Source organism: Agrobacterium sp. NPDC090283 (assembly GCF_044769685.1).
Lineage (GTDB): Bacteria > Pseudomonadota > Alphaproteobacteria > Rhizobiales > Rhizobiaceae > Agrobacterium.
The window spans coordinates 78,324-102,744 of the sequence record NZ_JBIVYG010000001.1 but is presented as its reverse complement, the minus strand read 5'-3'; the positions used below and the strand labels follow the sequence as shown (position 1 = coordinate 102,744).

The window sequence follows — 24,421 nt, the reverse complement described above, 5'->3', positions numbered from 1 at the left end:
TTTTGAGGGAATGATCGCCGCCATGTTCAGAGAATCCTGTCCCTGTATTCCGGTGGCGCCACCCAGCATTCCTGACGTTTTCCGAACCAGCGGTAGCGATTGCGGGCGACAAGGCGATAGACGGGATCGCGCAAAAATGCGGGAATGATGCGTAATACGGTCACCAGCCGCCAAGGCATGCCCAGCGCCTCATATATGCTCAGCACGGCATCGCTGTCCTGCCGCACCCGGCCGCCTTCCACGACCAGCATGCTGACCGGATCATTCGGGTCCATGCCGTAACGCCGGTAAATCTCCGCGCCGATATCGCCCTGCATGGATGCCAGGCGGAAATATCCGGCCTTGTCATGCCGCAGCACGAATTGCGCATTGACGGAACACAACACACATTCCGCATCGAACAGAATGATCGGACCACGCCCATCGTCGGTCAAGGGAACCGTATTTGCCACCCGTCACCCATCCTTTCGTCCATCGCGCGCGATTTCCGAACAGAACCATTTGAGTAAATCGGCGCCACTATTCTTCAGATCATCTTTCAATACAATCGTGAAAAACAGTCATTTTCCGGATGGAGAAGACTTTCCGCGCACATCCCGGTGATATGCCACTGCTGTCCGGTTTAAATTTCTAGGTACTTTATATGGCATGGAAATTGATGGTGAACGTTGCGCATTTTTCTCAACGTCATCCTTGGGCTTGTCCCAAGGATCTAAACACGTCAACAGAATCAAGACGTTGCAGATCCTCGGGACAAGCCCGAGGATGACGTCAGAGTGTTTGGCGAGGTTTGCCCTTCATCGAAAGAACGCCCGGCGGCGCGTGAAAATTTAAATCGGACAGAAGTGGCGATATGCCGAATCTCGTCGGTATGGATGTCTCTGACAGCGTCAGGAAGCGGTGCCTACGTCTTCGAGACGGGGAAAACCATCGAAACGGTCAGCCCCGGACAGGCGGCATTGGTGGCATCCGTGTCCGATAGCATCAGCGATCCGCCATGCAGCTCCATCACGGCCTCCACGAGCGACAGGCCGAGCCCGGTTCCGGGCTTGGAACGGCTTTCATCCAGCCTGACGAAGCGTTTCAGCACCTCGCCGCGTTTGTCGGCGGGAATGCCGGGGCCGTGATCGGCGACGGAGAGCACGATGGCCTCCGGCTCCCTTGCCAGGCGCACGACGAGTTTCTTGTCGCCTTCGCCCTCGCAGGCATATTTCATGGCGTTGTCGATGAGGTTGGAGAGCGCCTGGCCGATCAGTTCGCGGTTGCCCTTGACGGCAAGGCCCTGCTCGATTTCGGCTTCCAGAGCCAACCCGGCATCCTCGGCCACCGGTTCGTAAAGTTCGGCGCTGTCGGCGGCAATCGCCGAGACGTCCACATCGGTCATTTCCGCGGCGATCGAGCCGGCCTCGACGCGGGAAATCATCAGCAACGCGTTGAAGGTGCGGATAAGCTGGTCGGATTCGGCGATGATGCCTTCAAGCGCTGCACGCCGCCTCAACTCGTCATTGTCGTCAAGCGCGGCGGCCGCCTTGTTGCGCAGCCGCGTCAGCGGCGTCTTCAGATCGTGGGCGATATTGTCGGAGACCTGTCGCAGGCCCTCGTTCAGCTTCTCGATGCGGCCGAGCATGGCGTTGAGCGAGCCGGAAAGCCGGTCGAATTCGTCGCCGGAGCGGCCCTGCGGCAGGCGCTGCGAAAGGTCGCCGGCCATGATCTTCTTGGTCGCCGCCGACATGCGGTCGATGCGTTTCAGCGCGTTGCGGCCGATGCCGAACCAGATGAGCAGCGCGCCGCCGCCCATGATGGCAAGCGCCACCATCAGCGCATTGCGCACCAGCGCCCGGAACTTGGTGGGTTCGCCGAGGTCGCGGCCGATCAGGATGCGCAGGCCGTTATCCAGCATGAAAACATTGGCGGTGGCGAGATGCTGCACGCTGTCGCCGCTTTCGGAATAACGCTCGTAACGGAAGGGGAAACCGGTCCAGCCCTCCTTGTCGAAGACGCCCGGCTGCACCGAAGCGACGTTACCGGCAAGGATTTCGCCATTCGGCCCGGCGATGACGTAAAGGCTCGCCCCCGGCTGGCGGGCGCGGCGCTCCATCATCCTCAGCAGCGGGTTGATACCGCCGCGATTATAGATGCGCTGCACATCCGAGACTTCCTGCAGGACGGCATCGCGCGTCTGCTGGTTCAACAGCCGTTCGGAAAGGGCGGTGACGTAAAAGACGAGGAAGGCGGCGCAGAGTGCGAACAGCAGGATATAGAGCGCCGAGAGGCGCACCGCCGTCGATCTGAACACTATTCTGAGGCGGGCCATTTTCGCCAATCAGCCCTCGTCCTTCATCATGTAACCGGCGCCGCGAATGGTCTTCAAGAGCGGCTTCTCGAAGTCCTTCTCGATCTTCGAGCGCAGGCGGGACACATGCACATCGATGACATTGGTCTGCGGGTCGAAATGATAATCCCAGACGTTTTCCAAAAGCATGGTGCGGGTCACAACCTGACCGGCATTCTTCATCAGATATTCCAGCAGGCGGAATTCGCGCGGCTGCAGCAGGATTTCCTTGCCGTTGCGGCGGACATCGTGGGACAGCCGGTCGAGTTCGAGATCGCCGACCCGGTAGATCATGTCCTGCTCGGGCTTGCCCTTGCGGCGGCCCAGCACCTCGATACGGGCGAGCAGTTCGGAAAAGGCATAGGGCTTCGGCAGATAATCGTCGCCGCCGGCGCGCAGGCCGGTCACGCGGTCATCCACCTGCCCCAGCGCGGAAAGGATCAGAACGGGCGTCTCGATGCCGCGGCGGCGCAGCTCGCTGATGACGGAAAGCCCATCGCGGCGCGGCAGCATGCGGTCGATCACCATCACGTCGTAAGCGTTCTCGCAGCCCATGAACAGGCCGCTCTCACCGTCGCTCGCATGATCGGCGACGATCCCGGCTTCGCGGAACGCCTTGGTCATATAGGCCGCGGCCTCGAGGTCGTCTTCAATGACAAGAATCTTCATGTGCGGGACAATAGCGCCCTCGCCCTTTTCCGCACAACCGGAAACAGATGCGACAGACATTTCCTGAACCTTGTTTTCCATGAGGTTTCCTCCGAAGACATGGCCTTAAAGCACCATCGCGCTTCAAAGCGGAACAATCGCCTATGGATCAGGCGGGTGCCGCTTGTTTCTTCTCCCCGCCGGGGAGAAGGTCGCGGCAGCGGGATGAGGGGGCAAGGGTCAAGATAAACCGAGGGCTAGCCCCCTCATCCGACCCTTCGGGCCACCTTCTCCCCCTCGGGGAGAAGAAACGGGCTGAAACGCCCTGCCATACTGAACCGCCCCATCTGAAGAGCGGAATACGATGCCGGCTCCCGGAAGAACCGGCATCGCCTGTCAATCCATCAACCCTGGTCGATATCCAGAGCGATGAAGCGGCTGCCATCGTCCGTCTGGATCTGGAACAGCGCCTTGGAGCGTCCGTCCTTCTTGGCCTGTTCGAGGATCTTCTCGATATCGGCGGCGGAAGCGACCTGCTGGTTGTTGACCGAGGTGATCTTCTCACCCGTCTTCAGGCCACGGGCAGCGGCATCGCTGTCGGGGTCGACATCGGTGATGGCAAGGCCATTGCCGTCATCGGCGGGCGAAACCGTCAGGCCGAGGCTGGACAGTACCTTCTCGCTGGAGGACTGGCCGCCCTTGTCGTCGTTCTGGGCAGGCGTCGCCTTGGAAGCATCGTCGCTGGCGAGATCACCGAGCGTTACGGTGACCGACTGCGACTTGCCGCCACGCCACAGCGAGATTTCAACCTTGCTGTTGGGGGCCATGCCGCCGATGCGGCGCGACAGGTCGCGGGCATCCTTGACGGGCTCGCCGTTGACGGCGGTGATGATGTCGCCCTGCTTGATGCCAGCCTTGTCACCCGGCGAGCCGGACTGCGGCGAGACGACCAGCGCACCGCTGGCTTCGGAAAGGCCGAGCGATTCGGCGATATCCTTGCTGACGGGCTGGATCTGCACGCCAAGCCAGCCGCGTTCCACCTTGCCGTCCTTCTGCAGGTCGGCGATCACGTCCTTGGCGACCGAGGCCGGAATGGCGAAGGCGATGCCGACATTGCCGCCGGACGGCGAGAAGATGGCGGTGTTGATACCGACGACTTCACCGTTGAGGTTGAAGGCGGGACCGCCCGAGTTACCCCGGTTTACGGCAGCGTCGATCTGCAGGTAGTCGTCATAGGGGCCGGAGCCGATATCGCGGCCACGGGCCGAAATGATGCCCGATGTCACCGTGCCGCCAAGGCCGAAGGGGTTACCGACGGCGACGACCCAGTCACCGACGCGGATCTTGCTGTCATCGGCAAATTTCACATAGGTGAACTTGCGGTTCACATCGACCTTCAGCAGCGCGAGATCGGTGCGCGGATCGCGGCCGACGAGCTTGGCGTCGAGTTCGGTGCCGTCATTCATCACGATCGTATAGGCGGAGCCGTCATCGACGACGTGATTGTTGGTGACGATGTAACCGTCTTCGGAAATGAAGAAGCCGGAGCCCTGAGCGACGGGGCGCAGCGGACCCTTGCCGTCACGGTGGCGGTTCGGGCCACGGTCGGAGCGATCCTGGTTCGGGCCGCCGAATTCCTTGAAGAAGCGCTTCAGCGGATGGTCATCCGGCAGCTGGTCAAGGCCACGGCCGCCGAAGTTGAAGGAAAAATTGCTGGAATCGTCGGAAGCGGGCTGCACGTTCGACTGCACGCGAACGGAGACGACGGCGGGCGACACCGCATCGACCACATTGGCGAAGCTCGGAACCTGCGGCGCGGTGACCTCGACGGGGGCGGCAAAGGAGTGGAGGATCGGTGCGGCGAGGCCGGTCGAAAGCATCAGGGCCGCGAGACCGCCAACGGTCGTGGCCTTCAGGGCCGTCTTCAGCGAGGCCGTCTTCAGCGAGGAATGGCCGTTTTGCGAATGAGACATGGTGTACCTTCTTTCTTCATTCAGACTGGAACCCGTATGACCGGGGAAGCGGTGGATGATGAAGATATAGGAGGCAACACCTTACGGCGAAGTGTCTGCGGAATGAAAAATCCGTAATGTTGAGAAAGAACCCGGGACAGAAATGAAAACCGGTTATTTTTCAATGAGATTGCGAATTCTCTCTTCTTCTTCCGCACTCAGTTTTTGTGGGCGTTCCTGGGTGGCGCGGCGGCGGGAAAAGACGAAGACGGCGAAAATCCCGGCAAGGGTGAGACCGATGGGCGCGCCCCACAAAAGCACGGTGCGCAGGCTGAGACGCGGTTTCAGCAGCACGAACTCGCCGTAACGCGACACGACATAATCGATGACCGCCTTGTCGCTGTCACCCTGAACCAGCCGCTCGCGCACGAGAACGCGCAGGTCACGCGCCAGCTCGGCATTGCTGTCGTCGATGGACTGGTTCTGGCAGACCATGCAGCGGAGCTGGGACGTCAGGTTGCGGGCGCGCTGTTCCAGTACGGGGTCCTTCAGCACTTCGTCCGGGTTGAAGGCGAAGGCCGGCCATGACGTAAACATGAGGACGAGAAGGAGCGTGAGCCCCGCCACAACCTCCCTCATTCCTGTGCTCGTCACAGGAATCCAGCCAGCCCAAGTCCTTGGGCTGAAAAAACTCTTTCGCCACGCAGACGCGTGTCGGCTGGATTCCTGTGACAGGCACAGGAATGAGGAAGAGAACGCAGATATCATTCCGCCGCCTCCGGCATTGCAGCCCGCACCGGCTTCGCCTTGCGGGTCGGCGCACCCACCCGCAACCGCCTGTCCGAGAGCGAGATGAAACCGCCCGCCATCATGAACAGCGTGCCGCCCCAGATGCACAGGATGAAGGGTTTCCACCAGATGCGCACCACCATGCCGCCATCGGTCATCGGGTCACCCAGCGAGACATAAAGCTGGCTGAGGCCGAAGGTCAGGATGCCGGCTTCCGTCGTCGGCATGCGCCGCGCGGTATAGAGCCGCTTGGACGACCAGACATCGGCCACCTCCACACCCGCCTTGCGAACGGTGAAATGGCCGCGATCCTCGGTGAAATTCGGGCCGACGGCGTGGCGGACGCCATCGAAGGTCAGGCTGTAACCGCCCGCTTCCGCCACCATGCCCTCTTTCATTTCCAAGACCGTCTCTGTCTCGAAAGTGGTGACGATGACGATGCCGAGCACCGTGATGCCGAGACCCATATGCGCCAACGCCGTGCCGAAGGCGGAACGCGGCAGGCCTTTCAGGCGGCGGAACGCGATACCGAAGGCGAGTTTGCCGAAATTGGCGCGATACCAGAGATCGGCGAAAGCGCCGAAGATCAGCCAGAAACCGGCGGCGATGCCGAGTGCGGCCAGCACCGGGCCGCCATTTTCAATGTACCAGAGCGTCAGCCCGGCAAGGGCCGCAAGCGCTGCCGCCACATAAAGCCGCTGGAAGGCGCCGAGAAGATCGCCGCGTTTCCAGGCGAACATTGGCCCAAACGGCGTGACGATCAGGATCGGGATCATCAGCAGGCCGAAGGTGAGGTTGAAGAAAGGCGCGCCGACCGAGATTTTTTCGCCCGTCAGCGTTTCGAGAATGAGCGGGTAAAGCGTGCCGATCAGCACGGTTGCGGTCGAGACCGTCAGGATGAGGTTGTTGAGAACAAGTGCCCCCTCGCGCGATATCGGCGCAAACAGTCCGCCGGCCTTGAGCGCCGGTGCCCGCCATGCGAAGAGCGCGAAGGCCCCGCCGATGAAGACGGTCAGAATGCCGAGAATGAAGATGCCACGGCTCGGATCGGTGGCGAAGGCATGCACGGAGGTCAGCACGCCGGAGCGCACGAGGAAGGTGCCGAGCAGCGACAGCGAAAAGGTCATGATCGCCAGAAGCACGGTCCAGATCTTCAGCGCCTCGCGCTTTTCCATGACGAGCGCCGAATGCAGCAGCGCGGTTCCGGCAAGCCAGGGCATGAAGGAGGCGTTTTCCACCGGATCCCAGAACCACCAGCCGCCCCAGCCGAGTTCATAATAGGCCCAGTAGGAGCCCATGGAGATGCCGGCAGTCAGGAAGGTCCAGGCGGCGAGCGTCCATGGCCTTACCCAGCGGGCCCAGGCGGCGTCGATGCGTCCTTCCAGAAGTGCTGCGACGGCGAAGGAGAAGCAGACGGAAAAGCCGACATAACCGAGATAGAGCAGCGGCGGATGGATGGCGAGACCGAAATCCTGCAGGATCGGGTTGAGGTCCTGCCCTTCGGCCGGCACCCGCTCCAGCCGCAGGAACGGATTGGAGGTGAGCAGGATGAACAGCAGGAAGGCGACGGAAATCCATGCCTGCACGGCCAGAACATTGGCTTTGAGCGTTTCCGGCAGGTTGCGGCCGAAGGCGGCGACGAGCGCGCTGAAAAACACCAGAATGAGCAGCCACAGCAGCATGGAGCCTTCGTGATTGCCCCACACGCCGGTCAGCTTGTAGATCATCGGCATCAGCGAATGGGAGTTTTCCCAGACGTTGCGCACGGAAAAATCCGAGACGGCATAGGCCCGCGTCAGCGCCGCGAAGGAAAAGCCGACCAGCAGGAACATCAGGACCGAGCCGAGCGAGGCGACATCCATCAGCGCCCGGTCGTTGCGGCGCGCGCCGATGACCGGCAGCGTCGAGACGATCAGCCCCACGCCGAGCGCGAGAACCAGAACATAATGGCCGATCTCGTTGATCATTTCGTTGCTCCGGTCTTGTCGGCCGACGCCGCGCCGGCCGATGGCGTTGCGGCGGCGGGTTCCTCACCCTCTCCGCCGTGCTGCCACAGGCCCTTGTCCTTCAGCCGGTCGGCCACTTCCTTCGGCATGTAGTTCTCGTCGTGCTTGGCCAGAACGCTGTCGGCCACGAAGCCGTGGGTCGCGGCATCGAACATGCCTTCGGTCACCACGCCCTGCCCTTCGCGGAAAAGATCGGGCAGGATGCCGGTATAGCTGACCGGCACATTGGCCTCGCCATCCGTCACCGTGAAACTCACCGTGCGGCCCTCGCCGCGCTTGATCGAGCCTTCCGCCACCAGCCCGCCGAGGCGGATGCGGGTGCCGGGATTGACGGGCGTTTTCTCCAGATCGGCCGGCATGTAGAAATAGGCGATGGACTGGCCGAAGGCGAACATGACGAGCAGCACGGCTGCAACGATGAAGCTCATGCCGCCGCCGATGATCGCCAGACGTTTCTGTTTGCGGGTCATTGCGTCACTCCCTGCGGCGCGGCATCCTGTTGCCCGTTCATGCGGATCGGCCCGGCGGAAACGCCCAGTTCCTTCGCCAGCGCCAGAAGCTGCCTGCCCTGCTCACCCTCGGGCGGAAAAGCCTTCAGGCCCGCCCGCAGGGCCTCTCCGGCCTTTGCTTCGTTCTTCAGCACGGAATAGGCGCGGACAAGCCGCATCCACCCTTCGAAATCGGCAGGGTTTTCCTTCAGCTTGGCGTCGAGGCTCGCCACCATGCCCTCGATCATAGCCTGCCGGTCCGTCGCCGTCATGTCATTCGCCGCCGCCATATCCTCGGCGGTCGGGCCGGGCGCGGCAGGGCTCGCAGCACCCCCGGTGCGGGCAATATGCTCCTGAACCAGCGGCAGCCAGGGCGCGCCGGCCGGCGCATCGGCCGCCAGCGCGACAAAGGCTGCGCGAGCCTCCTCCGCCTTGCCCGCCTGCTCCAGCGCCAGCGCCAGATAAAAGCGGGTGCGCGGATTGCCGGGTTTCAGCTTTTCGGCCTCAGCAAAGGCATCCCGCGCGGCCTCGATGACGATGCCATCATTGCCGGCCACCAGCGTTTCGCCAAGGCCCGTCAGCCGTTCGGCGCTTGGTCCGAGAATACGCAGCGCGTTGCGATAGGCAAGTTCGGCATCACCGAGCCGCAGCGTCTTGAAATAGATCGGGGCAAGAACATCCCAGCCGCCGCCGTCATCCGGATTCTGCGCCAGGTGCCTTTCGGCCCGCGCGACCAGCAGGTTCATGTCGTTGCCGGGGTTTTCAAGGCGTGCCTCGAGCGGCATGTCCGGCGTGTCCGGACTGCCGTTCCAGATGTAAAGACAGAGGCCAAGCGCGGGCAGGAGAATGGTGATGAGGCTGGCGGCGAGATTGTGCCGGCGCGGCCGGGCCTCCCTGGCCGTCACCTCTTCCGCCTCGGCGGCAGCCAGCAGCCGGCGGCCGATTTCGGCGCGGGCATAGTCCGCCTCGGTCTCGCCGATCAGGCCGGCGGCGCGCTCGCGGTCCAGTTCGGCCAGCTGGTCGCGATAAACGGCAACCTCACCGTCGCGGCGCGTCTGCGGCGCCTCGGTCTTCCGCATCAGCGGGTACATCAGGACGATGGCAACAGCCGCCGTCAATATCGCAACGACAATCCAGAACATAAGGCTCAATTACTCGAATGCGCGGCACATGGAAACATGAAGCAAGGGGATGACGCGAATTTGAGACATCGCGCCGCACCCCAGGCCCTGTTCGGCTGTTCCGCCGTGCCTCTTTCTGTCACTGCAGAAGATCCGCGACCTTGATTTACGTCAAACTTTTTATGTCAGCGGCGACCAGCTGCCATCGGCATTGCGGCAGGCCGCACCACGCACCCTGGTTTCGCGCCCGTCGACAGTCAGGGTATGGGAATATTGCCGGCAGTTCTGGTTGCCGACCTGATAGGGCGCATTGGCGACCACCTGGCCCTTGGCGTCATCGCCGGTCCAGGACACAGGCGTGCCAACCGGGGCCGTTTCCAGCGCCTTGTATTCGGCTTCCAGCGCCTTGGTCTGGTCACCCCTGTCGAGCTCAATGCCGCTTCGCCCGACAATGCCGCCTTCCAGATTGGCGAGGAAAGGCGTCGAGGGCTGTGACGAACGGCCGAAGAGGCCGCCACCCGCCGGGCGGGTGCCCGTGGTGGTGCAGGCGCTCAGCATCGAAACGCACAGGATCGAGAGAAGTGCCGGGCGTGACACCAGCGAACGCATTGTCACGGAGCGGCAGCCATCATACACGTCAACCAAACCCTGTCCTCTTTCCTACCGCATTGCACCTAGAGCGTTTTCGCATTTCCGGACGGAAAACCGGAATCCACTTTTCCTGGAAATGCTCTAATATGGCGCCGTTGAATTTCTTGCCTTTTTTCTTGCCTCACGCAAGCTCTTTCGAGAGGCCCGGCAAAATCAGATCGGCTTTCAGCCCGCCGATGGTGCTGCGCGACAGCGAAAACCGGCCATGGTACTCTGACACCACCTCGGAAACGATCGACAATCCGAGGCCCGTACCCGGCCGGCTCTCATCCAGCCGCCGCCCGCGCTTCATCGCTTCGCTGATCTGTTCCGGCTCAAGCCCCGGCCCATCGTCTTCCACCGTCAGCTCCACCCAGGAACGACGGGCGATTTCCGCATCGGAAGACGGGTGGGTGCCGGTCGCAAGCGTGACGACCACGCGCGTCTGGGCAAAACGCGCCGCATTTTCGAGGAGATTGCCGACGACCTCCTCCAGATCCTGCTGTTCCATGCCGAGTACGGCGCCGGGTTGCTCGAAATTCAGCACGAATTGCTTGTCGGGGTTCAGGCGGCGCATCACCCGCACCAGCCGTTCCAGCGCCGGTTCCGCTTCCACGCGCGCAAGGATAGAGCCGCGCTGCGCGGCGATGCGTGCGCGGGAGAGATAGGATTGCACCTGCGCCTGCATGGCATCGGCCTGCGCGCGCACCAGATCGCCATGCTGCGGCTCCAGCGTGCGGGCTTCGTTGAGAAGAACGGCGATCGGCGTCTTCAGCGAATGCGCAAGATTGCCCACCTGCATGCGGGCGCGCTCCACGAGGCGGCGATTGCTGTCGATCAGCGCATTGACCTCATTGGCGAGCGGCTGGATTTCACGCGGGAATTCACCTTCAAGGCTTTCCGCCTCCCCGCCCCTGATCTTGCCAAGCGCGACACGCGCCTGATCGAGCGGCCGCAGACTGTAGAGAATGGCAAGACCGTTGACGACCAGACTGCCGACACCGAAGACGGCCAGCGCCAGATAAAGGCTGTTGGAGAAATCGCGAACATCGTCTTCCACGACGTTCAGATTGCCGGAAACACGAAATCGCGCTGCGCGCCCCTCACCGTCAAGCACGACTTCGGTTTCCGCCACCCGCACCTTGTTGCCGGCCTCATCGGTGACGGCATAAAAACGCTCGTATCTGTTGTCGAAGGGGGCATCGAGAATGCTCGGCACCGGCAGCGTCGAGACGCCGAGCGAGGAGGAAACCAGCGGCGCGGTCTGGAAATTGCCGAGCGGCTCCACCACCCAGTACCAGCCGGTATCTGGCTGCGAGAACCGGAGATCGCCGAGCTGCGGGCTGCCGGCCAGCGTATTCTCGTTGGAAATCGTCACGGAATTGATGACGTTATAGAGCTGCGCCCTGAGAAGATCGGTGAAGCTGCGCTCCACCCCCTGCCGGTAAAGCGTCGAAATGACGACGGCGATCACCACCAGCGCCAGCACCGACCAGAGCGAGGCGAGCAGCAGAACGCGGGCGGTGAGGGAATTACTTCGCATCTGCCGGCGCTTGCATCCGGTAACCGAGACCACGGATCGTCTCGATCAGATCAACCCCGAGCTTCTTGCGCAGGCGTCCGACAAACACCTCGATCGTGTTGGAATCGCGGTCGAAATCCTGATCGTACATATGTTCGACCAGCTCGGTGCGCGAAACCACCTCGCCCATGTGATGCATCAGATAGGACAGGAGCCGGAACTCGTGTGAGGTGAGTTTCAGCGTCGTGCCGTTGACCGTCGCCTTGGAGGATTTGGTGTCGAGCCGGACAGGGCCGCACACCAGTTCGGAAGACGCATGGCCGGCGGCGCGGCGGATGAGCGCGCGCACGCGGGCAAGCACTTCTTCCACATGGAAAGGCTTCGTCACATAATCATCGGCGCCGGCGTCGATGCCCGCCACCTTGTCGCTCCAGCGGTCGCGGGCGGTGAGGATGAGGACGGGCATGGCCTTGCCGGCCGCACGCCATTTTTCAACGACGGTGATACCGTCGAGCTGCGGCAGGCCGATATCGAGAACGATGGCGTCATAGGGCTCGGTATCGCCGAGATAATGGCCTTCCTCGCCGTCGAATGCCTGATCGACCACATAACCGGCCTCTTTGAGAGCATCGGTCAGCTGACGATTGAGATTGGCATCGTCCTCAACAACGAGAATACGCATTGTCCGCCCTTTCCTGTGTCCCCGGCCCGCGCGCGTGGCCGGTCATGCTGCATGTGTCGGATTGTTTTCCGATATTTCGGCGATGCGGGCAAGCTACATCGGCACGCGCATCGTTACCTTGCGCGGGCGCTCGCCATTGCCCTGGACGAGAACGGTGACGACACAGGACTGACCGTCACCGGAAGGATAGACCGAAAGCAGCTGACCGCCGGTTTCGCGCACCACGCGGGCGACGGCTGCGCCGCAATCGCTCGCCGCCAGAATGTAATGGCCCTGCAGATCAGCCTCGGGCGCCGTGAAACCGGAAAGCCCGGCTGCAAGCGTCGCGATGATGAGAGGTGATGCCATTGCACAAACTTCCAAAAAACCGGGTGCGTGTCGAACCGTATTGTGACCGAATATGTAGCGCAAAGCGTCTGAATGGCAAATGAATGCCGCCCCCGCCGCATGGGCGCGAGGCGGGAACGGCGTCGTCTCGGGCGCTGTCAGCGAATGGCGCTGGTCGCCGAAAGGCGGCCGTAAAGTGCGACCAGGCCACCGATTCCGCCCGCAACCGTCACCAGCCCGTCCGCAAGTTCTCCTTGCAGACCGGCGGGCAGTTCAAGGCCGGCGATGCTGAAAAGCGGTGCGAAAACCGCGACCAGGGCACCCCAGATCGTGCGCGATTGATACCATGCTTTGGTACTCTCCATAATCTCATCCTTTGCGTTGTTTTTCAGGCACATGTCAGATCGGGAGGGTGGCCTGCGCCACCACACCCGAGGGCACCGCGCGGCCGAGCTGGCGGACACGCACGGAAATGTGATCCCGCAATGCCGGGAAATCTGTGAGTTCATCCGCGGCGGGGTAAAACCAGAAGGGTTGCGAAACCTCCGCCATACGCCGCACGGCCTCGCCGTCCAGCACCTCGACGCGATAAAGCTCGAAGGGTTCCTCAAGCGGGATGTCGCTCGCATCCCAGCCATCGGCCTCCACCCGGCCCCGACGTTTCCACCTGATGAAAACGCCGTCCCTGCGCCGCTCGGCGGCAAGATGCGCCGGCGCGAGCGGTGTCAGCGCCCGCAGGCCGCCCTCGAAGGCAAAGGGCCCGCTCGGCGCGCCCGCCATTCCCGCGGCTTCCACAATCCAGTTCAGGCGTCGCCCGCGCTCGCTCGCGACAAGACCGAGCGGCTGCACCGCCGCATCCAGAACCACCACCGGTGCGCCTTTCGGCGCGCCTGCGGCGAGCGCGTCTTCCGTGCCGGCCAGTCCCCGCAAAAGAGCGGAAAGCCGCCAGCGCGAGGGTGCGATTTCCTCGGCCCTGGCAAAGGTAACGATTTCCCACACCCCGTTCGCCGCCTTGATGGCAAGACGGTTCTCGCCGTTCAGCACCGAAAGCTCCCCGGCCGATGACACTTCGCCGAAGGGCAGATCGACGAGGATGGTGTTTTGCCGGTCGAAACGGCCGGAAGGGCCTGATGTCAAGGGCATCGCCAGCATGCCGATCATTGCGGGCCGGTCCAGCAGCACGCGCTGCCGGTAACCTTCTGTGCCGGGCGATGAAGAAACGACGATGGGCCGCCAGGGCTTTGCAAGGGCAGCAATCCGCGCCGAATCCTCCGGCGCGGTGCCGTCATGATAGGGCAGATCGAGAAACAGCACCTCCGGGGCGAAACCTTCGGCACCGCTTGCGCCGTTGCTGCGCCGCGCCTCCGCACCGCCCGCGAAAGCCGGAAAGGCGGCGAAAAAGGCCCGCGCCTCCACCTGCCGCACCGCGCCGTCCTCGATCCGGCTGACCAGAAACCGCCCTGCCGGCGCCTGCGGAAAGGCGCTTTCCGCCAGGCGGATACAATCACCCGGCTCAAGCGCGATATCGGAAGGCGGCAGAGCAAAGCGCAGGCTGCGCCGCGCCTGCCGGTTGTCGCGCAACAACGCCTCGACAGCGGCTTCCGCCGTTTCCGCAGGCAGGGCGGCGTTGAGATCGAGCCGCATCACCCGGCTGCCGGCATTGTCGATGCGGCGCGACCGTACACTTGCCTGCTCGTAATCCAGCGCCGGGTTGAAAGACGTCAGCACGGCTTCAGCGGCGAAATCGCTGTCATGGCCGCGATGTTCCGACCAGAGCGGCTGGTCCTCCAGATCCGCCAGCACGGCAATATCCCGGACCGGCAGGACCGCCGTGTTGCGGGAGCGGAAGCGCAGGGTTCCGCCATCCTCCGCCACATCCACCTGAAACGCCGCCATCAGCGGTTCCAGCAGGTTGCGGGCCGAGGTCACGTCGCCCTGCACATAACCTCCCAGATCGCCGCTGACAGCGGAAACGTCGAAGTCGGAAAAGCCGTGATCGGTGAGGATGGCGGCGATGGCATCGGCGAGCGTTGCCGTACCCAGCCTCCCGTTCAGCCAGTGGCCGGTGCGCCAGTTGCCGCCATCGCTCCATGCCGCGCCATTCTGCGGAAAGGCCGGAAAAGGCCGTGCATCCCAGGTCCAGAGATACACCCGGCCGGCCTCGACCATCGCCGCATCGCCATCCCGCCAATGGTCGAGATGCGCCTCCAGAAACCGCCGCTGCTGGCTGTCGGCGCGGTTACGGCGGGAAAAATAGGGAAAGGCGTTTTCCGCCGATTTCGGATCGGGAAAGACATTGGGGCGCGTCGCACTCTTGTCCACCGCCGGGCAGCCGAGTTCGGTGAACCAGACCGGCTTCGAGCGCGGCACCCATGCCGTCGGCGTGGCTTTCTCGTGTCCCCGCACCCGGTCGTAGTGCAGGTTTCCCCACCAGTTGCGCAAGTCCTTGTAGCGGAACACCCACGGCTTGGCCTTCAGCCCGTCGGTAATCGGCGTGCGCCTACGCGCGGCGCGGTCCGCATCGCTGGCATAAAACCAGTCAAAGCCTTCCCCTGCGGTAATGGCGCGGCGGAAGGCGCTCACATCGTCCGGGCCGGTCATGCCATCCGGATTGCCCTTTGCGGCATCCTCGTCGCGCCAGTCGGACAGCGGCATGTAATTGTCGATGCCGATGGCGTCGATATCGGGGCTCGCCCAGAGCGGATCGAGATGGAAGAACACATCGCCCGAACCGTCTGCCGGCTGGTGGCCGAAATATTCGCTCCAGTCCGCCGCATAGGTCAGTTTCACCGCCGGCCCCAGGATAGTGCGCACATCGCCCGCCAGCCGCACCAGCTCCTCAACAAAGGGAAAGGCATCGTGCTGGTCCCTGAGCGACGTCAGCCCGCGCAGTTCCGAGCCGATCAGGAAAGTATCCACCCCACCCGCCCGGACCGCCAGCGCCGCATAATGCAGCATCATGCGGCGATAACCTTCATCGCGGTTGCAGAAGGCGACGACCTGTGCCCGTGCGCCCGCGCTGCGATCCGGAGAGCCGGCCCTGCCGGGTGCGGGAAAACAGGTGATGCGCCCGCGCCAGGCATAGGCGTCCTGCTCGCTTTTGCCATAGGGGTCCGGCAGGCCGTTACCGATCGGAACATCCATCATCACGAAGGGATAAAGGCACACCCGCAGACCCCGGCTCTTGAGATCGGCTATGGCCTGCAGCACGCTCTCGTCGTTCGGCGTACCGCCATAGGCCGGGCCACCGCCATGATGGCTGACGAGATGCGCCGCGCCGCGCGAAACACCGGCGACGGACCATGGCGTGGTTTCCCCATCCCGGCCGGCCACTTCCACGCCCGGCAGAATGCGGCATTCACCCGCCCGCATGTCGGTGCCGAACCAGCTTACCACCAGCGCCACGCTCTCAAGATGGGGGCACAGCGCCTGCAATTCGTCGATTGACGCCTGCCAGTCGGTTGCGGCGGTCAGACCGTTGCGGTTCATGATGCGGCTTTGGCCGACCCCCATCCGCTCGGAAACCTGCGCGGTGGCGTAACCGTGTTCCGTGGCGCCGGGAATGACGGTGATGGCGCGGATGGATTTTTCCAGCCGGCCGACCGGCCGCACCACTTCAAACTGCATGAGCGGGATGCGGTTGCCATAGCCATCGAGCGGCAGGCGTTCGAAGACCACATAGGCCAGTCCGCGAAAGGCGGGCGCTTTGCCCGCCCCCTGCTTCGCCTCGATCAGCGGATCGGGCAATTGCGTCTCGCTGCCGGGATAAAAGCGCATCTCGATGGCGCTCAGGTCCAGTTCCCGCCCATCGGCCCAGACACGCCGTACCATGGCCGCCTCACCTTCGCAAAGGCCGATGGCGAGGTTGGCAAAGTATCGAAAACTCTCCACTTTCGGGCCGCGATTGCCCTTGCCGCCACGCCGTTCCACCTCGACGCTTTCTTCGAAACGCGTCGCCCAGATCAACGTGCCGCCGATCCTTGCGGTGCCGTAAAGCCGGTTGATCGCCGCACCCTCCTCCGCCCCCGGAATGCGCGCCGTCGAAAGCCGCGCGCCCGCGACCGTTCGTCCGTTCGAAAGCAGCGTGCGGTCGATGGCGTTACCCGCCAGCGCCCCGGCCGCCCGGCCGATCATTGCGCCCAAAGGGCCGAACATGCCGCCGAGTGCTGCGCCCGCCGCCTGAAAAACAATTGTCGCCATGCCTGCCTCGAAAAATCAGGGATCGGGAAAACGAAAAGTCCCGGCAATGCGCCGCCGCCAGCCCGGCACCAGCGCGGAACGCACCACCGCCGCCTGTTCATAGGCATGGATGAAATGCTGCGGGCCGGCCAGGATGCCGAGATGTTTGGCGGCCGCATCGGCCCGCCAACGAAACAAAAGCAGGTCTCCCGACCTTGCCGCTTCCATGCCCGGAACCATCAGAAAATGCCGTTGGGCGGCAGCCATCAGCCGGTCCTCCCCGCCCCGTTCGGCCCAATCGGGCGCGTAAGGCGGCGGCGATTCCGGTTCGTGACCGTAAACGTCGCGCCAGATGCCGCGGATGAGACCAAGGCAATCGCAACCGACCCCCTTCAACGAGGCCTGATGCCGATAGGGCGTGCCGATCCAGCCTTCAGCCAGCGCCAGCACCCTTTTTCCGGTATCAATCATGGAAAAGCGCTCCACCGTCATGGCTCTGGCCGCCGCTCGCATAGGAATAGGCGAAATCCGCCCCGGGCAGATGCGGAAAGCCGCGAAAATTCGGATGATTGGTGAATTTTTCCCGGCAAGTGGCAAAACTCTTGTCGCAACCGGCGGTGACGGAAAACCTGTCTTCCGGCAAAGGCATCTGTTCCGGCATCAGCCAGAAGGACAGAAGCACACCGCCGTCACGCCGGGCATGCCCGTCGAGATCAAACCCCTTGCCCGCAAGCAGGCCGGTCAGAAAATGCAGCTTCCCGCGGCTGAAGTAACCATCGGCAAAAGCATCGAGCCCGGAGACGAACAGATCGCCCGGGGCACCCACCGCCGTAACGCTGCCATGGTGGGTAAACCGCGCCAGATCGACACCGCAACGCCGGTCACCCAGTGCCGCGTCGCAGCGCCGCCCATAGACCCTGCCCTGCGGCTGGCCGAGGCGATGGGCAAGGCTGCGCAGCTCGGCGCGAAACGACCCGCCGGCCCGCGTCACCTCGCCAATCTCGCGCCCGTTCAGCAGCACATGCTGCTCAGGCGCCTGCCAGTTGACGAGGAAAAGCTCCACCCTTGCGCCATCGAAACGCCCGGCGGCGAGATCCCCCTCCGCAATCGCCTCGTTCGAAAAACCGCCGGTCACCTCCCCGGCGCCTGCGCCCAGCCCTGTTTCGCCGTCGCTATCGCTGGCCATAAAGCCGCTGGCGGCAAGGTAGGACGTGCCGGCAAAGGATATCGCCTGGTCATGATCGGTAAAGCCGATCACCACGCCGTCCTTCAGTGTCACCTTCCAGCAATGGCATGTGGTCGTCGCATCTTGCCTGAGATGCCCGGCAAGGTCGGCAGGAATGGTTTTCATGGCAGGATTTCCATCAGTGGAATGGAGGGAATGCGGCCCGCCTCGAAAGCGGTCAGGTTCACATCGATACGGTCGATCCCGAAACGAACAGGCACGTCGAATTCAAAACCGGCGCGGATCGCGGCGCCGGCGGACGGCGCCCGCCCCGCACGGAACGCGACCATGCCGGTGACAGGATCGACCGCCACATCGGCCGCTTCGACCTTCACCCCCTCGACCGAAACCATGACGGAGCCTTCGACCGGCTTCTCAATCCGCCGCAAGAACGCGCCGCCCGCATCGGCATAGGTCTTCAGCAACTGAAAACCCACCGTCACCCCGTCACCGGTACCGATCCTCTGATCGGTCGCGGCGGGCGTCTCTCCCGGCGGGCAGGACTTGCAATCCACCGGATCGCGAAAACGAAAACCGTAAAGCTCGCCGCGCCGCGCCTCGAAAAAGGCGAGCACCTCATAAAGATCGGCGACGGAGCGGATACCGGATCCGGCATCATAGCTGCGTCTGGCGTTCCGCCAGCGCTGGTTGCGGCTCTCCCGGCCATTGGAGAGGTTGACGATATCCGTCCGCCTCACCGGCCCGCCGCTTATGCAAAGCGCGAGCCGCAGCGGAAACCGCACTTCATGAAATGCCGCCATGTTGTTGTTCCTGGATTCTTTTCGATGGTCCTGAAAAGCGGGAGGGAGCGCGTGCGTCACAATCCGCGCTGGCCGCGCCCGACGCTGCGCGCCAGCATGGCGGCGATCTGGCCTTCGCTTTTCCGAAAGCTCGCAGCATCGGTCGCCGTCACGTTAAAAACGATCTGCGCCCCGCCGCCGCCGGACGGTGCGGCAACGCCGAGAGCGCCATCAGAACCGCGCTTCAGCGGCAGGATCGCTTCCGCCCCTGCCTCCCCCATCAGGCCAAGCCCGCCGCCCATCGGAAAAAAGGCGGGGCTGGAGACCACGCCGCCATCGGCAAAAGGCGTGATGCCACGTCCCGGCACCCCACCATCGGCGAAGGCGAACAGTGAACCGCCACCATTCAGCAGCCCGCCGACGGCGTTGCCGATCATGCTCTCCAGCGGCTTCAACCCGGCCGAAAGCGCGATGCCCGACAATCGCTGCCCAAGCCCGCGCAACACATCGTCCAGCCCCTTGCCGCCCGTCGCGGCCGTCTGCAGGGCCGAGGTCAAGGCAGCACCAAATCGCTCGGAACGCCGTTCCAGATCGCCCATGACCTCGGAAAGCGCCTCCGCCTCTTCCCGGTTCTCCGCCATCGATCTTTCGCCCGCCATCGTGCTTGCCTTTCTGATTCAAACCGGAGCCATAAAATTTTGAAATGCCGTTTGTTTTTGAGTTCACCTCACCCATCCGGAAACCGCCGCATCATCGCTTCCATCGCCTGACGGTCCGGGCCGCGGGGAACGGTGTTGCCGCCCGTCATCGCGAAGAATTCCCTCGGGGTCATCAGCCAGAAGGTTTCAGGAGAAAGCCGCAGCAGGCAGAAGCCGGCATGGATCACCGCCGCCCAGGGGAACGGGCGCGGCGTCGCTTCGCCTGCTGCGGCGCTCAAGGGTCCGGCGGCGTCTCGCCTTTCAACCCGCCGAAGGTGGCGGTCAGAAGATCGGCGACGATGGCGGCGTGGCCGGCAATGCCGCCCTCCACCGTGGCGGCGGCCACATCCTCGTCGGAAAAGACGTTACCCGCGCCGCGCAGGCCCGCGCCGATCACCCGGATCATATCGGCCGCCTTCACGCGGCCGCTCGCGAAACGTTCGGCGAGCGCGGTCAGATCATCGGCTGCAAAGGCGGTTTCGAGTTCGGCGAGAGCCCCGAGCGTCAGGCACAGAATGCGCCTTTCGCCGTCGATCAGCGCCTCGATCTCGCCGCGATGGCGGTTCGCCCGCCCGTAACGCAAACGCTCAGCCATCACAGCGCTCCGAATTTAAGGAGACCGGCCGATTCCAGCGCGATCTCGAATTGCACCTCGCCATCGTGGCGGCCGGAATATTCGAGCGCCACGATCTGGAACGGTCCGGTAATCGTGCCGAAACCGGGAATGACGATCTGCCAGCCGGGAATGGTCCCGGCGAAGAACGCGCCGCGCACCAGCGCATCGCTCGCCTGATCCTTGAAGATGCCGGAGGCCGTCAGCGATGCCCGCTGCACGCCGGCGCCGGAGAGAAGCTCGCGCCAGCGCCCGGCGCTTTCGGCATCCGTCACATCGACGGCCTGCGCATTAAAGGCCAACCGCTTTGTTCGCAGCCCCGCGACGGTCGCGGGGGAACCGGCATTGTCGATCTTCAGCAGCAGGTCCTTGCCCTTCTGCGCCACCATGATGTTTCCTTTCGTCTCGATTGCTGTTGCGGGGCCACGATGCGCCTGCTACCAAAAGCATTCCTGCACCTCGCACCCCGCGATCTCACCATGTCCGACGCCACCGCCCTGACGTCCCGCGCGCGCCTTATCGGCGTGCTTGCGGTCGGGCAGATCGTGAGCTGGGGTAGCGGTTTCGATATGCTGGCCGTGCTCGGACCACGGATCGGCAAGGAACTGGCCATCACCAATGGCGTGGTTTTCGCCGGCCTCACGATCATGATGACCATCAGCGCCCTGTGCGGTCCGCTGCTTGGAAGAATGTTGATGCGCCACGGCGCGGCGCCGGTGCTGGCGGCCGGTTCGGTGTTCTTCGCGGCCGGGTTTGCCGTGCTCGCCTTTGCGGGCGGGGCAATGAGCTATCTCTTCGGCTGGGCCGTGATGGGTTTTGCCGCGACCTGCGGCCTGACGACGGCGGCCCATGCGGCCGTGGTGGAACGTGTGGGCGCGGAAAGCGGCCGGCTGCTGACGCTGCTGATGCTGTTCACCGGGCTTTCGGCGGCGGTTTTCCTGCCGGTCACCACCCTTGCCGATCAGCATCTCGGCTGGCGCGGCACGCTTGCCGCCTATGCCTGTCTGCAAATCTTCATCCTGCTGCCGCTCTATCTCTTCGTGCTTCCCGGCCGTCCGGCCCGAAAAGCGGCGAAACCGAAAGAAGCGGCGGCGATGTCGCCCTCCCCGGTCGATACACGGCGCGCCTTCGTGCTGCTGGCCGCGATGACGACGATCAGCGCCTTTACCACCTTCGGCCTCTCACCGCTCCTGCCGCTGCTTCTGGTTCAGGCCGGCGCAACGCAGTCGCTTGCGGTGCAGCTGGCATCGGCACGCAGCGTCCTTGCAATTACGGCGCGCGGGCTGGATTTCCTGCTCGGGAAGCACGGAAATCCCTTCCTCACCGCCATGATCGGTTTCTGTCTGCTGCTGTTCTCCCTGCTGCTGCTGCTCGTTTTTGCCCCGGCCATGCCGGCCTTCATCGGTTTCATCGTTTTCTTCGGTTTTGGTGCGGGTGTGCTCACCGTCAGCCGGGCCGTATTGCCGCTGGCGGTATTTTCCCCGGAAGACTATGGGCTTCAGGCCGCGCGCATCTCCCTGCCGCAAAACCTCGCCATTGCCGTTGCGCCGGTTATTTTTACGCTGGCGCTGGATCGCGGCGGCGTATCCGCCATGCTCACCATCGCCTCCGTGCTGATCGGCATTTCGTTTCTGCTGCTCATCGTTCTGTGGCGAACCGTGCGCAGGCAGGGTTCCTGAAACGGCGCTACTCCGTCACCGCCCTGAAGCGCATTTCCGCGATAAAATTCCGGGTCTTCGCCTCGCGCCGCGAGCGGCTGGAGAGAAAATGCAGATTGACGAGAGAGACGCCGGCAAGCGGCAGCGCCGCATCATCGAGCAGCTTCTTCACCCGTTCGAGGATTTCTCCTGCGCGCCTGCGGCCATTGGTATCGCTCCATATCTGCAGCGACAGAAAATGCTCCTCGGCCTTTTCCGTCGCCGTGGAATAGTCACGGCTTTCGAGGTCGCCGAAGACGATGCAGGGCAACACCGCGCGTGGCAGGAGCCGGTCGACGATGCCGCCGGGGATGAGCGCCATCAGCGCCGCATCGCTGCCAAGCCTTGCGAAAATCGCCTGCAGAAGCGGGTTTGCGGCGCTCATCGGCTTTCCTCCTCGCAGCGGCAGACGATGAAGCGGCGGGTCTCATCCGGGTCCATCACCGCCCGGATCGCCAGAATGCGGCGGCCCCTGCAAAAGCGCATGCCGGCGGTGATGTCACCGCGATAAGCCAGCCAGACGCGATGGGTGATCGTTACGCCCTCGGCCGAGGCCCGTTCATGCGACGCCTCCGAAACGGGTTCGATCGCAGCCCAGAGCGACCGCAGGAAATTCCAGCTTTCCTTCTCGCCGCCCTGCCCGTCCGAGGTTTCGGCCCGTACTTCCAGTTCCAGCCGTGCCGTCAGCTTGCCGGGATCGAGAAAAACCAGGTTCATGTCTCAGAGCCCCAGACGGCAGAAGGGCGCCACCAGCCGCTCGTAACCGGCGGGAATGGCGGCAGGCTGGTTTTCCGGGGCAACTGCGCCGCGAAAGGCGAACATCTGCGCCACATGGATCAGCATGGCGCGTTTCAGCGTGTCCGGCACATCCGTTGCCGCTTCGCCAAAACCGGCAATGAAATCGATCTCGATGCCGTTCATCGCCCGTCCGGGGGCCGGCGGATCGCGCAGCCACAGCCTTGCCGGGCGCGCTGCCCCGTCGAGCAATTTCTCCCCGGCGGTGATATCTGAGGGGCGCCCCTCACCGTCAAAAACCAGAATCGTTTCGATGGCTTGCACCGGCGTCTTGCCAATCAGAATCACGCCGTTCTCAGGCCATCGGTCGAGATAGAGCCGCCAGGTCTGGCGGATGAGGCAGAGCCCGGTCGTGCGTTCCAGATGCTCGCGGGCGGTGCGGATGAGCGCGGCAAGAAGCGCGTCCTCATCGCCATCATCGAGACGCAGATGCGCCTTGACCTCGGCGAGCGTCAGTGGCTCCGTTGGCGGCTCCGTCAGCGGCGGATGAATGAGGGCATAGGTCATGGGGTCTCCGGAAGGATGGTAATGGTGAGCGAGCGGATGCCGCTTGTTTCTTCTCCCCGAGGGGGAGAAGTCCGCGGCAGCGGGATGAGGGGGCGACGGTAGAGATATGCGGCGAGGTTGCCCCCTCATCCGGCCCTTCGGGCCACCTTCTCCCCGGCGGGGAGAAGAAAGGGCCGCAAGGTCTGCGGTCAATTCACCCCGAATTTCACCAGCTTGATCGCCTCGAAATTCTGCACGCCGCCGCCCACGCGTTTGGTGGTGTAGAACAGCACATAGGGTTTGGCCGAATAGGGATCGCGCAGGATGCGCACCCCGGTGCGATCGACGACGAGGTAGCCGGCGCGGAAATCGCCAAAGGCGATGGCGAAGCTGTTGGCCGCCACATTCGGCATGTCTTCCGCCTCCGTCACCGGAAAGCCCATCAGCGAGGCGGGCTGGCCGGCGGCGGCCGGCGGGTGCCAGAGATAGGCGCCGCTGGTATCCTTGAAGCGGCGCAGCGCCCCTTGCGTCTTGCGGTTCATCAGGAAGGTGCCGTTCTGGCGATGGCCGGCCTTCAGCGCATAAACGGCGTCGAGCAGCACGTCCATCGGCCCGGCCGAGGCGAAACCGGCCGAGACGCCGGTTGCGACATAACCGATATTGCCCCAGTTCCAGCCATCATTGGCGACAGCCGCATAGGAGAGGAAACCCTTGGGCTTGTTGACGCCGTCACCGGCGATGAAGGCGGCCGCCTCCTGTTCGGCAAAGGCGATATCCACCTCGGAGGCGATCCACGCCTCGATATCGACTGCGGCATCGTCCAGCAGGCCCTGGGTGGCGGCGGGCATGGCGTAGAGTTCCATGGTCGGGAACGTCAGTTCGGAAAGCTTGGGCGTCGCCGTTTCGGGGCGCGCCGCCGTTTCGGAGACCCAGCCGGTGGCGAGACCGCCGGCGGCGAAGGGTTTTTTCAGCACGGCGGCGGAAACCTGCCGCACGGTGGCGAGCGCCCGGATCGGCGAAATCGCCGTCATGCGCCGGCCGATCTCGCCATCCGTCTCGTTCGGCAGCAGAAAGCCGCCATCGGTCCCGGCTCCGGTCGAACCGGCGAAGGCCTTGGCCTCCAGATCACGCAGCGCACCCTCCTCGCCGCGGCGGATATAAGCCTCGAAAGCCGCCTTGTGCTCCTCGGCATCCTGCGAGAGCGCCGCCTTTTTCCCGAGCGCGGGGCGCGCCTTTTTGAGCGCGAGATCGTCCATGATCCTGCGGTTATCGTCGAGCGCCCTGTCAATGCGGTCGAGCTTGTCGCGGGTCACGACATCCGCCCCCATCTTGCGCTCGATATCGGCAAGCCGCTGGTCATTGGTTTCGCGGAAGGCCTCGAAGGCCTCCATGAATTCGTCGAAGGCGGCCGTCACCGTATCGGGCACGGCCTTCACCTGCGGCGCGACGGTCATCGGGGCGGGTTTCGTCATCTGCTCTGTCATGTCGTTT

At 63.7% G+C, this 24,421-nt stretch carries 26 protein-coding genes; 1 reads left to right on the top strand and 25 read right to left on the bottom strand.

All coding sequences use genetic code 11. From position 1 onward, the window contains the following. Positions 1-26: 26 nt before the first annotated feature. The 21 genes from ACIQUH_RS00585 to ACIQUH_RS00485 form a co-directional block, all read right to left on the bottom strand. On the bottom strand, positions 27-452 hold the full coding sequence (locus ACIQUH_RS00585; RefSeq protein ID WP_400811772.1) for a thiol-disulfide oxidoreductase DCC family protein: 426 nt from the start codon (positions 450-452) through the stop codon (positions 27-29). A gap of 452 nt (positions 453-904) precedes the next feature. Beyond that, positions 905-2,314 (bottom strand): sensor histidine kinase, encoded by a 1,410-nt coding sequence (locus ACIQUH_RS00580; RefSeq protein ID WP_400812484.1) that lies wholly within the window; start codon positions 2,312-2,314, stop codon positions 905-907. Between the two features lie 9 nt (positions 2,315-2,323). Beyond that, entirely contained in the window at positions 2,324-3,082 is a 759-nt protein-coding gene (locus ACIQUH_RS00575) for a response regulator transcription factor (protein ID WP_031233368.1), read from the bottom strand. 302 nt (positions 3,083-3,384) lie between these two features. Further along, positions 3,385-4,953, bottom strand: coding sequence for a Do family serine endopeptidase (locus ACIQUH_RS00570; RefSeq protein WP_400811768.1), 1,569 nt, complete (start codon positions 4,951-4,953; stop codon positions 3,385-3,387). A 153-nt stretch (positions 4,954-5,106) separates the two neighbouring features. Next, positions 5,107-5,571: a cytochrome c-type biogenesis protein CcmH gene (locus ACIQUH_RS00565; protein WP_400811765.1), complete on the bottom strand. Its 465-nt coding sequence runs from the start codon at positions 5,569-5,571 to the stop codon at positions 5,107-5,109. Between the two features lie 125 nt (positions 5,572-5,696). Then, entirely contained in the window at positions 5,697-7,688 is a 1,992-nt protein-coding gene (locus tag ACIQUH_RS00560) for a heme lyase CcmF/NrfE family subunit (protein WP_400811762.1), read from the bottom strand. Then, positions 7,685-8,197 (bottom strand): cytochrome c maturation protein CcmE, encoded by a 513-nt coding sequence (gene ccmE, locus ACIQUH_RS00555; protein WP_400811759.1) that lies wholly within the window; start codon positions 8,195-8,197, stop codon positions 7,685-7,687. Before ccmE ends, ACIQUH_RS00560 begins: the two co-directional genes overlap by 4 nt. Further along, positions 8,194-9,357, bottom strand: a complete 1,164-nt coding sequence (gene ccmI / locus ACIQUH_RS00550) for a c-type cytochrome biogenesis protein CcmI (RefSeq protein WP_400811756.1) — start codon at positions 9,355-9,357, stop codon at positions 8,194-8,196. Before ccmI ends, ccmE begins: the two co-directional genes overlap by 4 nt. A 159-nt stretch (positions 9,358-9,516) precedes the next feature. Next, positions 9,517-9,945, bottom strand: coding sequence for a hypothetical protein (locus ACIQUH_RS00545; protein ID WP_400812483.1), 429 nt, complete (start codon positions 9,943-9,945; stop codon positions 9,517-9,519). 163 nt (positions 9,946-10,108) lie between these two features. Then, positions 10,109-11,509: an ATP-binding protein gene (locus ACIQUH_RS00540; protein WP_400811753.1), complete on the bottom strand. Its 1,401-nt coding sequence runs from the start codon at positions 11,507-11,509 to the stop codon at positions 10,109-10,111. Beyond that, positions 11,499-12,170, bottom strand: coding sequence for a response regulator transcription factor (locus tag ACIQUH_RS00535; RefSeq protein ID WP_003509815.1), 672 nt, complete (start codon positions 12,168-12,170; stop codon positions 11,499-11,501). Before ACIQUH_RS00535 ends, ACIQUH_RS00540 begins: the two co-directional genes overlap by 11 nt. A 93-nt stretch (positions 12,171-12,263) precedes the next feature. Beyond that, positions 12,264-12,518 (bottom strand): hypothetical protein, encoded by a 255-nt coding sequence (locus tag ACIQUH_RS00530; protein WP_003497070.1) that lies wholly within the window; start codon positions 12,516-12,518, stop codon positions 12,264-12,266. A 137-nt stretch (positions 12,519-12,655) separates the two neighbouring features. Next, positions 12,656-12,862 (bottom strand): hypothetical protein, encoded by a 207-nt coding sequence (locus tag ACIQUH_RS00525; RefSeq protein WP_400811745.1) that lies wholly within the window; start codon positions 12,860-12,862, stop codon positions 12,656-12,658. A gap of 34 nt (positions 12,863-12,896) precedes the next feature. Further along, positions 12,897-16,697, bottom strand: coding sequence for a glycoside hydrolase/phage tail family protein (locus ACIQUH_RS00520; RefSeq protein WP_400811742.1), 3,801 nt, complete (start codon positions 16,695-16,697; stop codon positions 12,897-12,899). Between the two features lie 15 nt (positions 16,698-16,712). Beyond that, positions 16,713-17,147: an NlpC/P60 family protein gene (locus tag ACIQUH_RS00515; protein ID WP_400811740.1), complete on the bottom strand. Its 435-nt coding sequence runs from the start codon at positions 17,145-17,147 to the stop codon at positions 16,713-16,715. Continuing rightward, complete coding sequence (locus tag ACIQUH_RS00510; protein WP_400811738.1) at positions 17,140-18,027, bottom strand: DUF2163 domain-containing protein; 888 nt, start codon at positions 18,025-18,027, stop codon at positions 17,140-17,142. The genes ACIQUH_RS00515 and ACIQUH_RS00510 overlap by 8 nt, the downstream gene beginning before the upstream one ends. After that, positions 18,024-18,662, bottom strand: coding sequence for a TIGR02217 family protein (locus ACIQUH_RS00505; RefSeq protein ID WP_400811735.1), 639 nt, complete (start codon positions 18,660-18,662; stop codon positions 18,024-18,026). The genes ACIQUH_RS00510 and ACIQUH_RS00505 overlap by 4 nt, the downstream gene beginning before the upstream one ends. Positions 18,663-18,718: 56 nt before the next feature. Then, complete coding sequence (locus tag ACIQUH_RS00500) at positions 18,719-19,300, bottom strand: phage tail tape measure protein (RefSeq protein ID WP_400811733.1); 582 nt, start codon at positions 19,298-19,300, stop codon at positions 18,719-18,721. A 68-nt stretch (positions 19,301-19,368) separates the two neighbouring features. Next, entirely contained in the window at positions 19,369-19,578 is a 210-nt protein-coding gene (locus ACIQUH_RS00495; protein WP_400811731.1) for a rcc01693 family protein, read from the bottom strand. Further along, positions 19,575-19,934, bottom strand: coding sequence for a gene transfer agent family protein (locus tag ACIQUH_RS00490; protein WP_400811728.1), 360 nt, complete (start codon positions 19,932-19,934; stop codon positions 19,575-19,577). The genes ACIQUH_RS00495 and ACIQUH_RS00490 overlap by 4 nt, the downstream gene beginning before the upstream one ends. Continuing rightward, a complete protein-coding gene (locus ACIQUH_RS00485; RefSeq protein WP_400811726.1) occupies positions 19,934-20,341 on the bottom strand; it encodes a phage major tail protein, TP901-1 family in 408 nt (135 codons plus the stop codon). The genes ACIQUH_RS00490 and ACIQUH_RS00485 overlap by 1 nt, the downstream gene beginning before the upstream one ends. Before the next feature lie 90 nt (positions 20,342-20,431). On the opposite strand from ACIQUH_RS00485, the gene ACIQUH_RS00480 reads away from it, so the two are divergent. Further along, positions 20,432-21,631: an MFS transporter gene (locus ACIQUH_RS00480; RefSeq protein ID WP_400812481.1), complete on the top strand. Its 1,200-nt coding sequence runs from the start codon at positions 20,432-20,434 to the stop codon at positions 21,629-21,631. 7 nt (positions 21,632-21,638) lie between these two features. On the opposite strand, the gene ACIQUH_RS00475 is transcribed toward ACIQUH_RS00480, so the two are convergent. The 4 genes from ACIQUH_RS00475 to ACIQUH_RS00460 all read right to left on the bottom strand — a co-directional run bounded on the left by ACIQUH_RS00475 (position 21,639) and on the right by ACIQUH_RS00460 (position 24,414). Further along, entirely contained in the window at positions 21,639-22,034 is a 396-nt protein-coding gene (locus ACIQUH_RS00475; RefSeq protein WP_400811724.1) for a DUF3168 domain-containing protein, read from the bottom strand. Next, on the bottom strand, positions 22,031-22,366 hold the full coding sequence (locus ACIQUH_RS00470) for a phage head closure protein (protein ID WP_400811721.1): 336 nt from the start codon (positions 22,364-22,366) through the stop codon (positions 22,031-22,033). Before ACIQUH_RS00470 ends, ACIQUH_RS00475 begins: the two co-directional genes overlap by 4 nt. Positions 22,367-22,369: 3 nt before the next feature. Next, positions 22,370-22,951: a head-tail connector protein gene (locus tag ACIQUH_RS00465; protein WP_400811718.1), complete on the bottom strand. Its 582-nt coding sequence runs from the start codon at positions 22,949-22,951 to the stop codon at positions 22,370-22,372. Between the two features lie 188 nt (positions 22,952-23,139). Continuing rightward, complete coding sequence (locus ACIQUH_RS00460) at positions 23,140-24,414, bottom strand: phage major capsid protein (RefSeq protein WP_400811715.1); 1,275 nt, start codon at positions 24,412-24,414, stop codon at positions 23,140-23,142. Positions 24,415-24,421: the final 7 nt, after the last annotated feature.

Bases quoted from the DNA above. Each gene is read 5' to 3' on its own strand.
- ACIQUH_RS00580 (WP_400812484.1), bottom strand. From the start codon at position 2,314: ATGGCCCGCCTCAGAATAGTGTTCAGATCGACGGCGGTGCGCCTCTCG.
- ACIQUH_RS00575 (WP_031233368.1), bottom strand. From the start codon at position 3,082: ATGGAAAACAAGGTTCAGGAAATGTCTGTCGCATCTGTTTCCGGTTGT.
- ACIQUH_RS00570 (WP_400811768.1), bottom strand. From the start codon at position 4,953: ATGTCTCATTCGCAAAACGGCCATTCCTCGCTGAAGACGGCCTCGCTG.
- ACIQUH_RS00565 (WP_400811765.1), bottom strand. From the start codon at position 5,571: ATGAGGGAGGTTGTGGCGGGGCTCACGCTCCTTCTCGTCCTCATGTTT.
- ACIQUH_RS00560 (WP_400811762.1), bottom strand. From the start codon at position 7,688: ATGATCAACGAGATCGGCCATTATGTTCTGGTTCTCGCGCTCGGCGTG.
- ccmE (WP_400811759.1), bottom strand. From the start codon at position 8,197: ATGACCCGCAAACAGAAACGTCTGGCGATCATCGGCGGCGGCATGAGC.
- ccmI (WP_400811756.1), bottom strand. From the start codon at position 9,357: ATGTTCTGGATTGTCGTTGCGATATTGACGGCGGCTGTTGCCATCGTC.
- ACIQUH_RS00545 (WP_400812483.1), bottom strand. From the start codon at position 9,945: ATGCGTTCGCTGGTGTCACGCCCGGCACTTCTCTCGATCCTGTGCGTT.
- ACIQUH_RS00540 (WP_400811753.1), bottom strand. From the start codon at position 11,509: ATGCGAAGTAATTCCCTCACCGCCCGCGTTCTGCTGCTCGCCTCGCTC.
- ACIQUH_RS00535 (WP_003509815.1), bottom strand. From the start codon at position 12,170: ATGCGTATTCTCGTTGTTGAGGACGATGCCAATCTCAATCGTCAGCTG.
- ACIQUH_RS00530 (WP_003497070.1), bottom strand. From the start codon at position 12,518: ATGGCATCACCTCTCATCATCGCGACGCTTGCAGCCGGGCTTTCCGGT.
- ACIQUH_RS00525 (WP_400811745.1), bottom strand. From the start codon at position 12,862: ATGGAGAGTACCAAAGCATGGTATCAATCGCGCACGATCTGGGGTGCC.
- ACIQUH_RS00520 (WP_400811742.1), bottom strand. From the start codon at position 16,697: ATGGCGACAATTGTTTTTCAGGCGGCGGGCGCAGCACTCGGCGGCATG.
- ACIQUH_RS00515 (WP_400811740.1), bottom strand. From the start codon at position 17,147: ATGATTGATACCGGAAAAAGGGTGCTGGCGCTGGCTGAAGGCTGGATC.
- ACIQUH_RS00510 (WP_400811738.1), bottom strand. From the start codon at position 18,027: ATGAAAACCATTCCTGCCGACCTTGCCGGGCATCTCAGGCAAGATGCG.
- ACIQUH_RS00505 (WP_400811735.1), bottom strand. From the start codon at position 18,662: ATGGCGGCATTTCATGAAGTGCGGTTTCCGCTGCGGCTCGCGCTTTGC.
- ACIQUH_RS00500 (WP_400811733.1), bottom strand. From the start codon at position 19,300: ATGGCGGGCGAAAGATCGATGGCGGAGAACCGGGAAGAGGCGGAGGCG.
- ACIQUH_RS00490 (WP_400811728.1), bottom strand. From the start codon at position 19,934: ATGGCTGAGCGTTTGCGTTACGGGCGGGCGAACCGCCATCGCGGCGAG.
- ACIQUH_RS00485 (WP_400811726.1), bottom strand. From the start codon at position 20,341: ATGGTGGCGCAGAAGGGCAAGGACCTGCTGCTGAAGATCGACAATGCC.
- ACIQUH_RS00480 (WP_400812481.1), top strand. From the start codon at position 20,432: ATGTCCGACGCCACCGCCCTGACGTCCCGCGCGCGCCTTATCGGCGTG.
- ACIQUH_RS00475 (WP_400811724.1), bottom strand. From the start codon at position 22,034: ATGAGCGCCGCAAACCCGCTTCTGCAGGCGATTTTCGCAAGGCTTGGC.
- ACIQUH_RS00470 (WP_400811721.1), bottom strand. From the start codon at position 22,366: ATGAACCTGGTTTTTCTCGATCCCGGCAAGCTGACGGCACGGCTGGAA.
- ACIQUH_RS00465 (WP_400811718.1), bottom strand. From the start codon at position 22,951: ATGACCTATGCCCTCATTCATCCGCCGCTGACGGAGCCGCCAACGGAG.
- ACIQUH_RS00460 (WP_400811715.1), bottom strand. From the start codon at position 24,414: ATGACAGAGCAGATGACGAAACCCGCCCCGATGACCGTCGCGCCGCAG.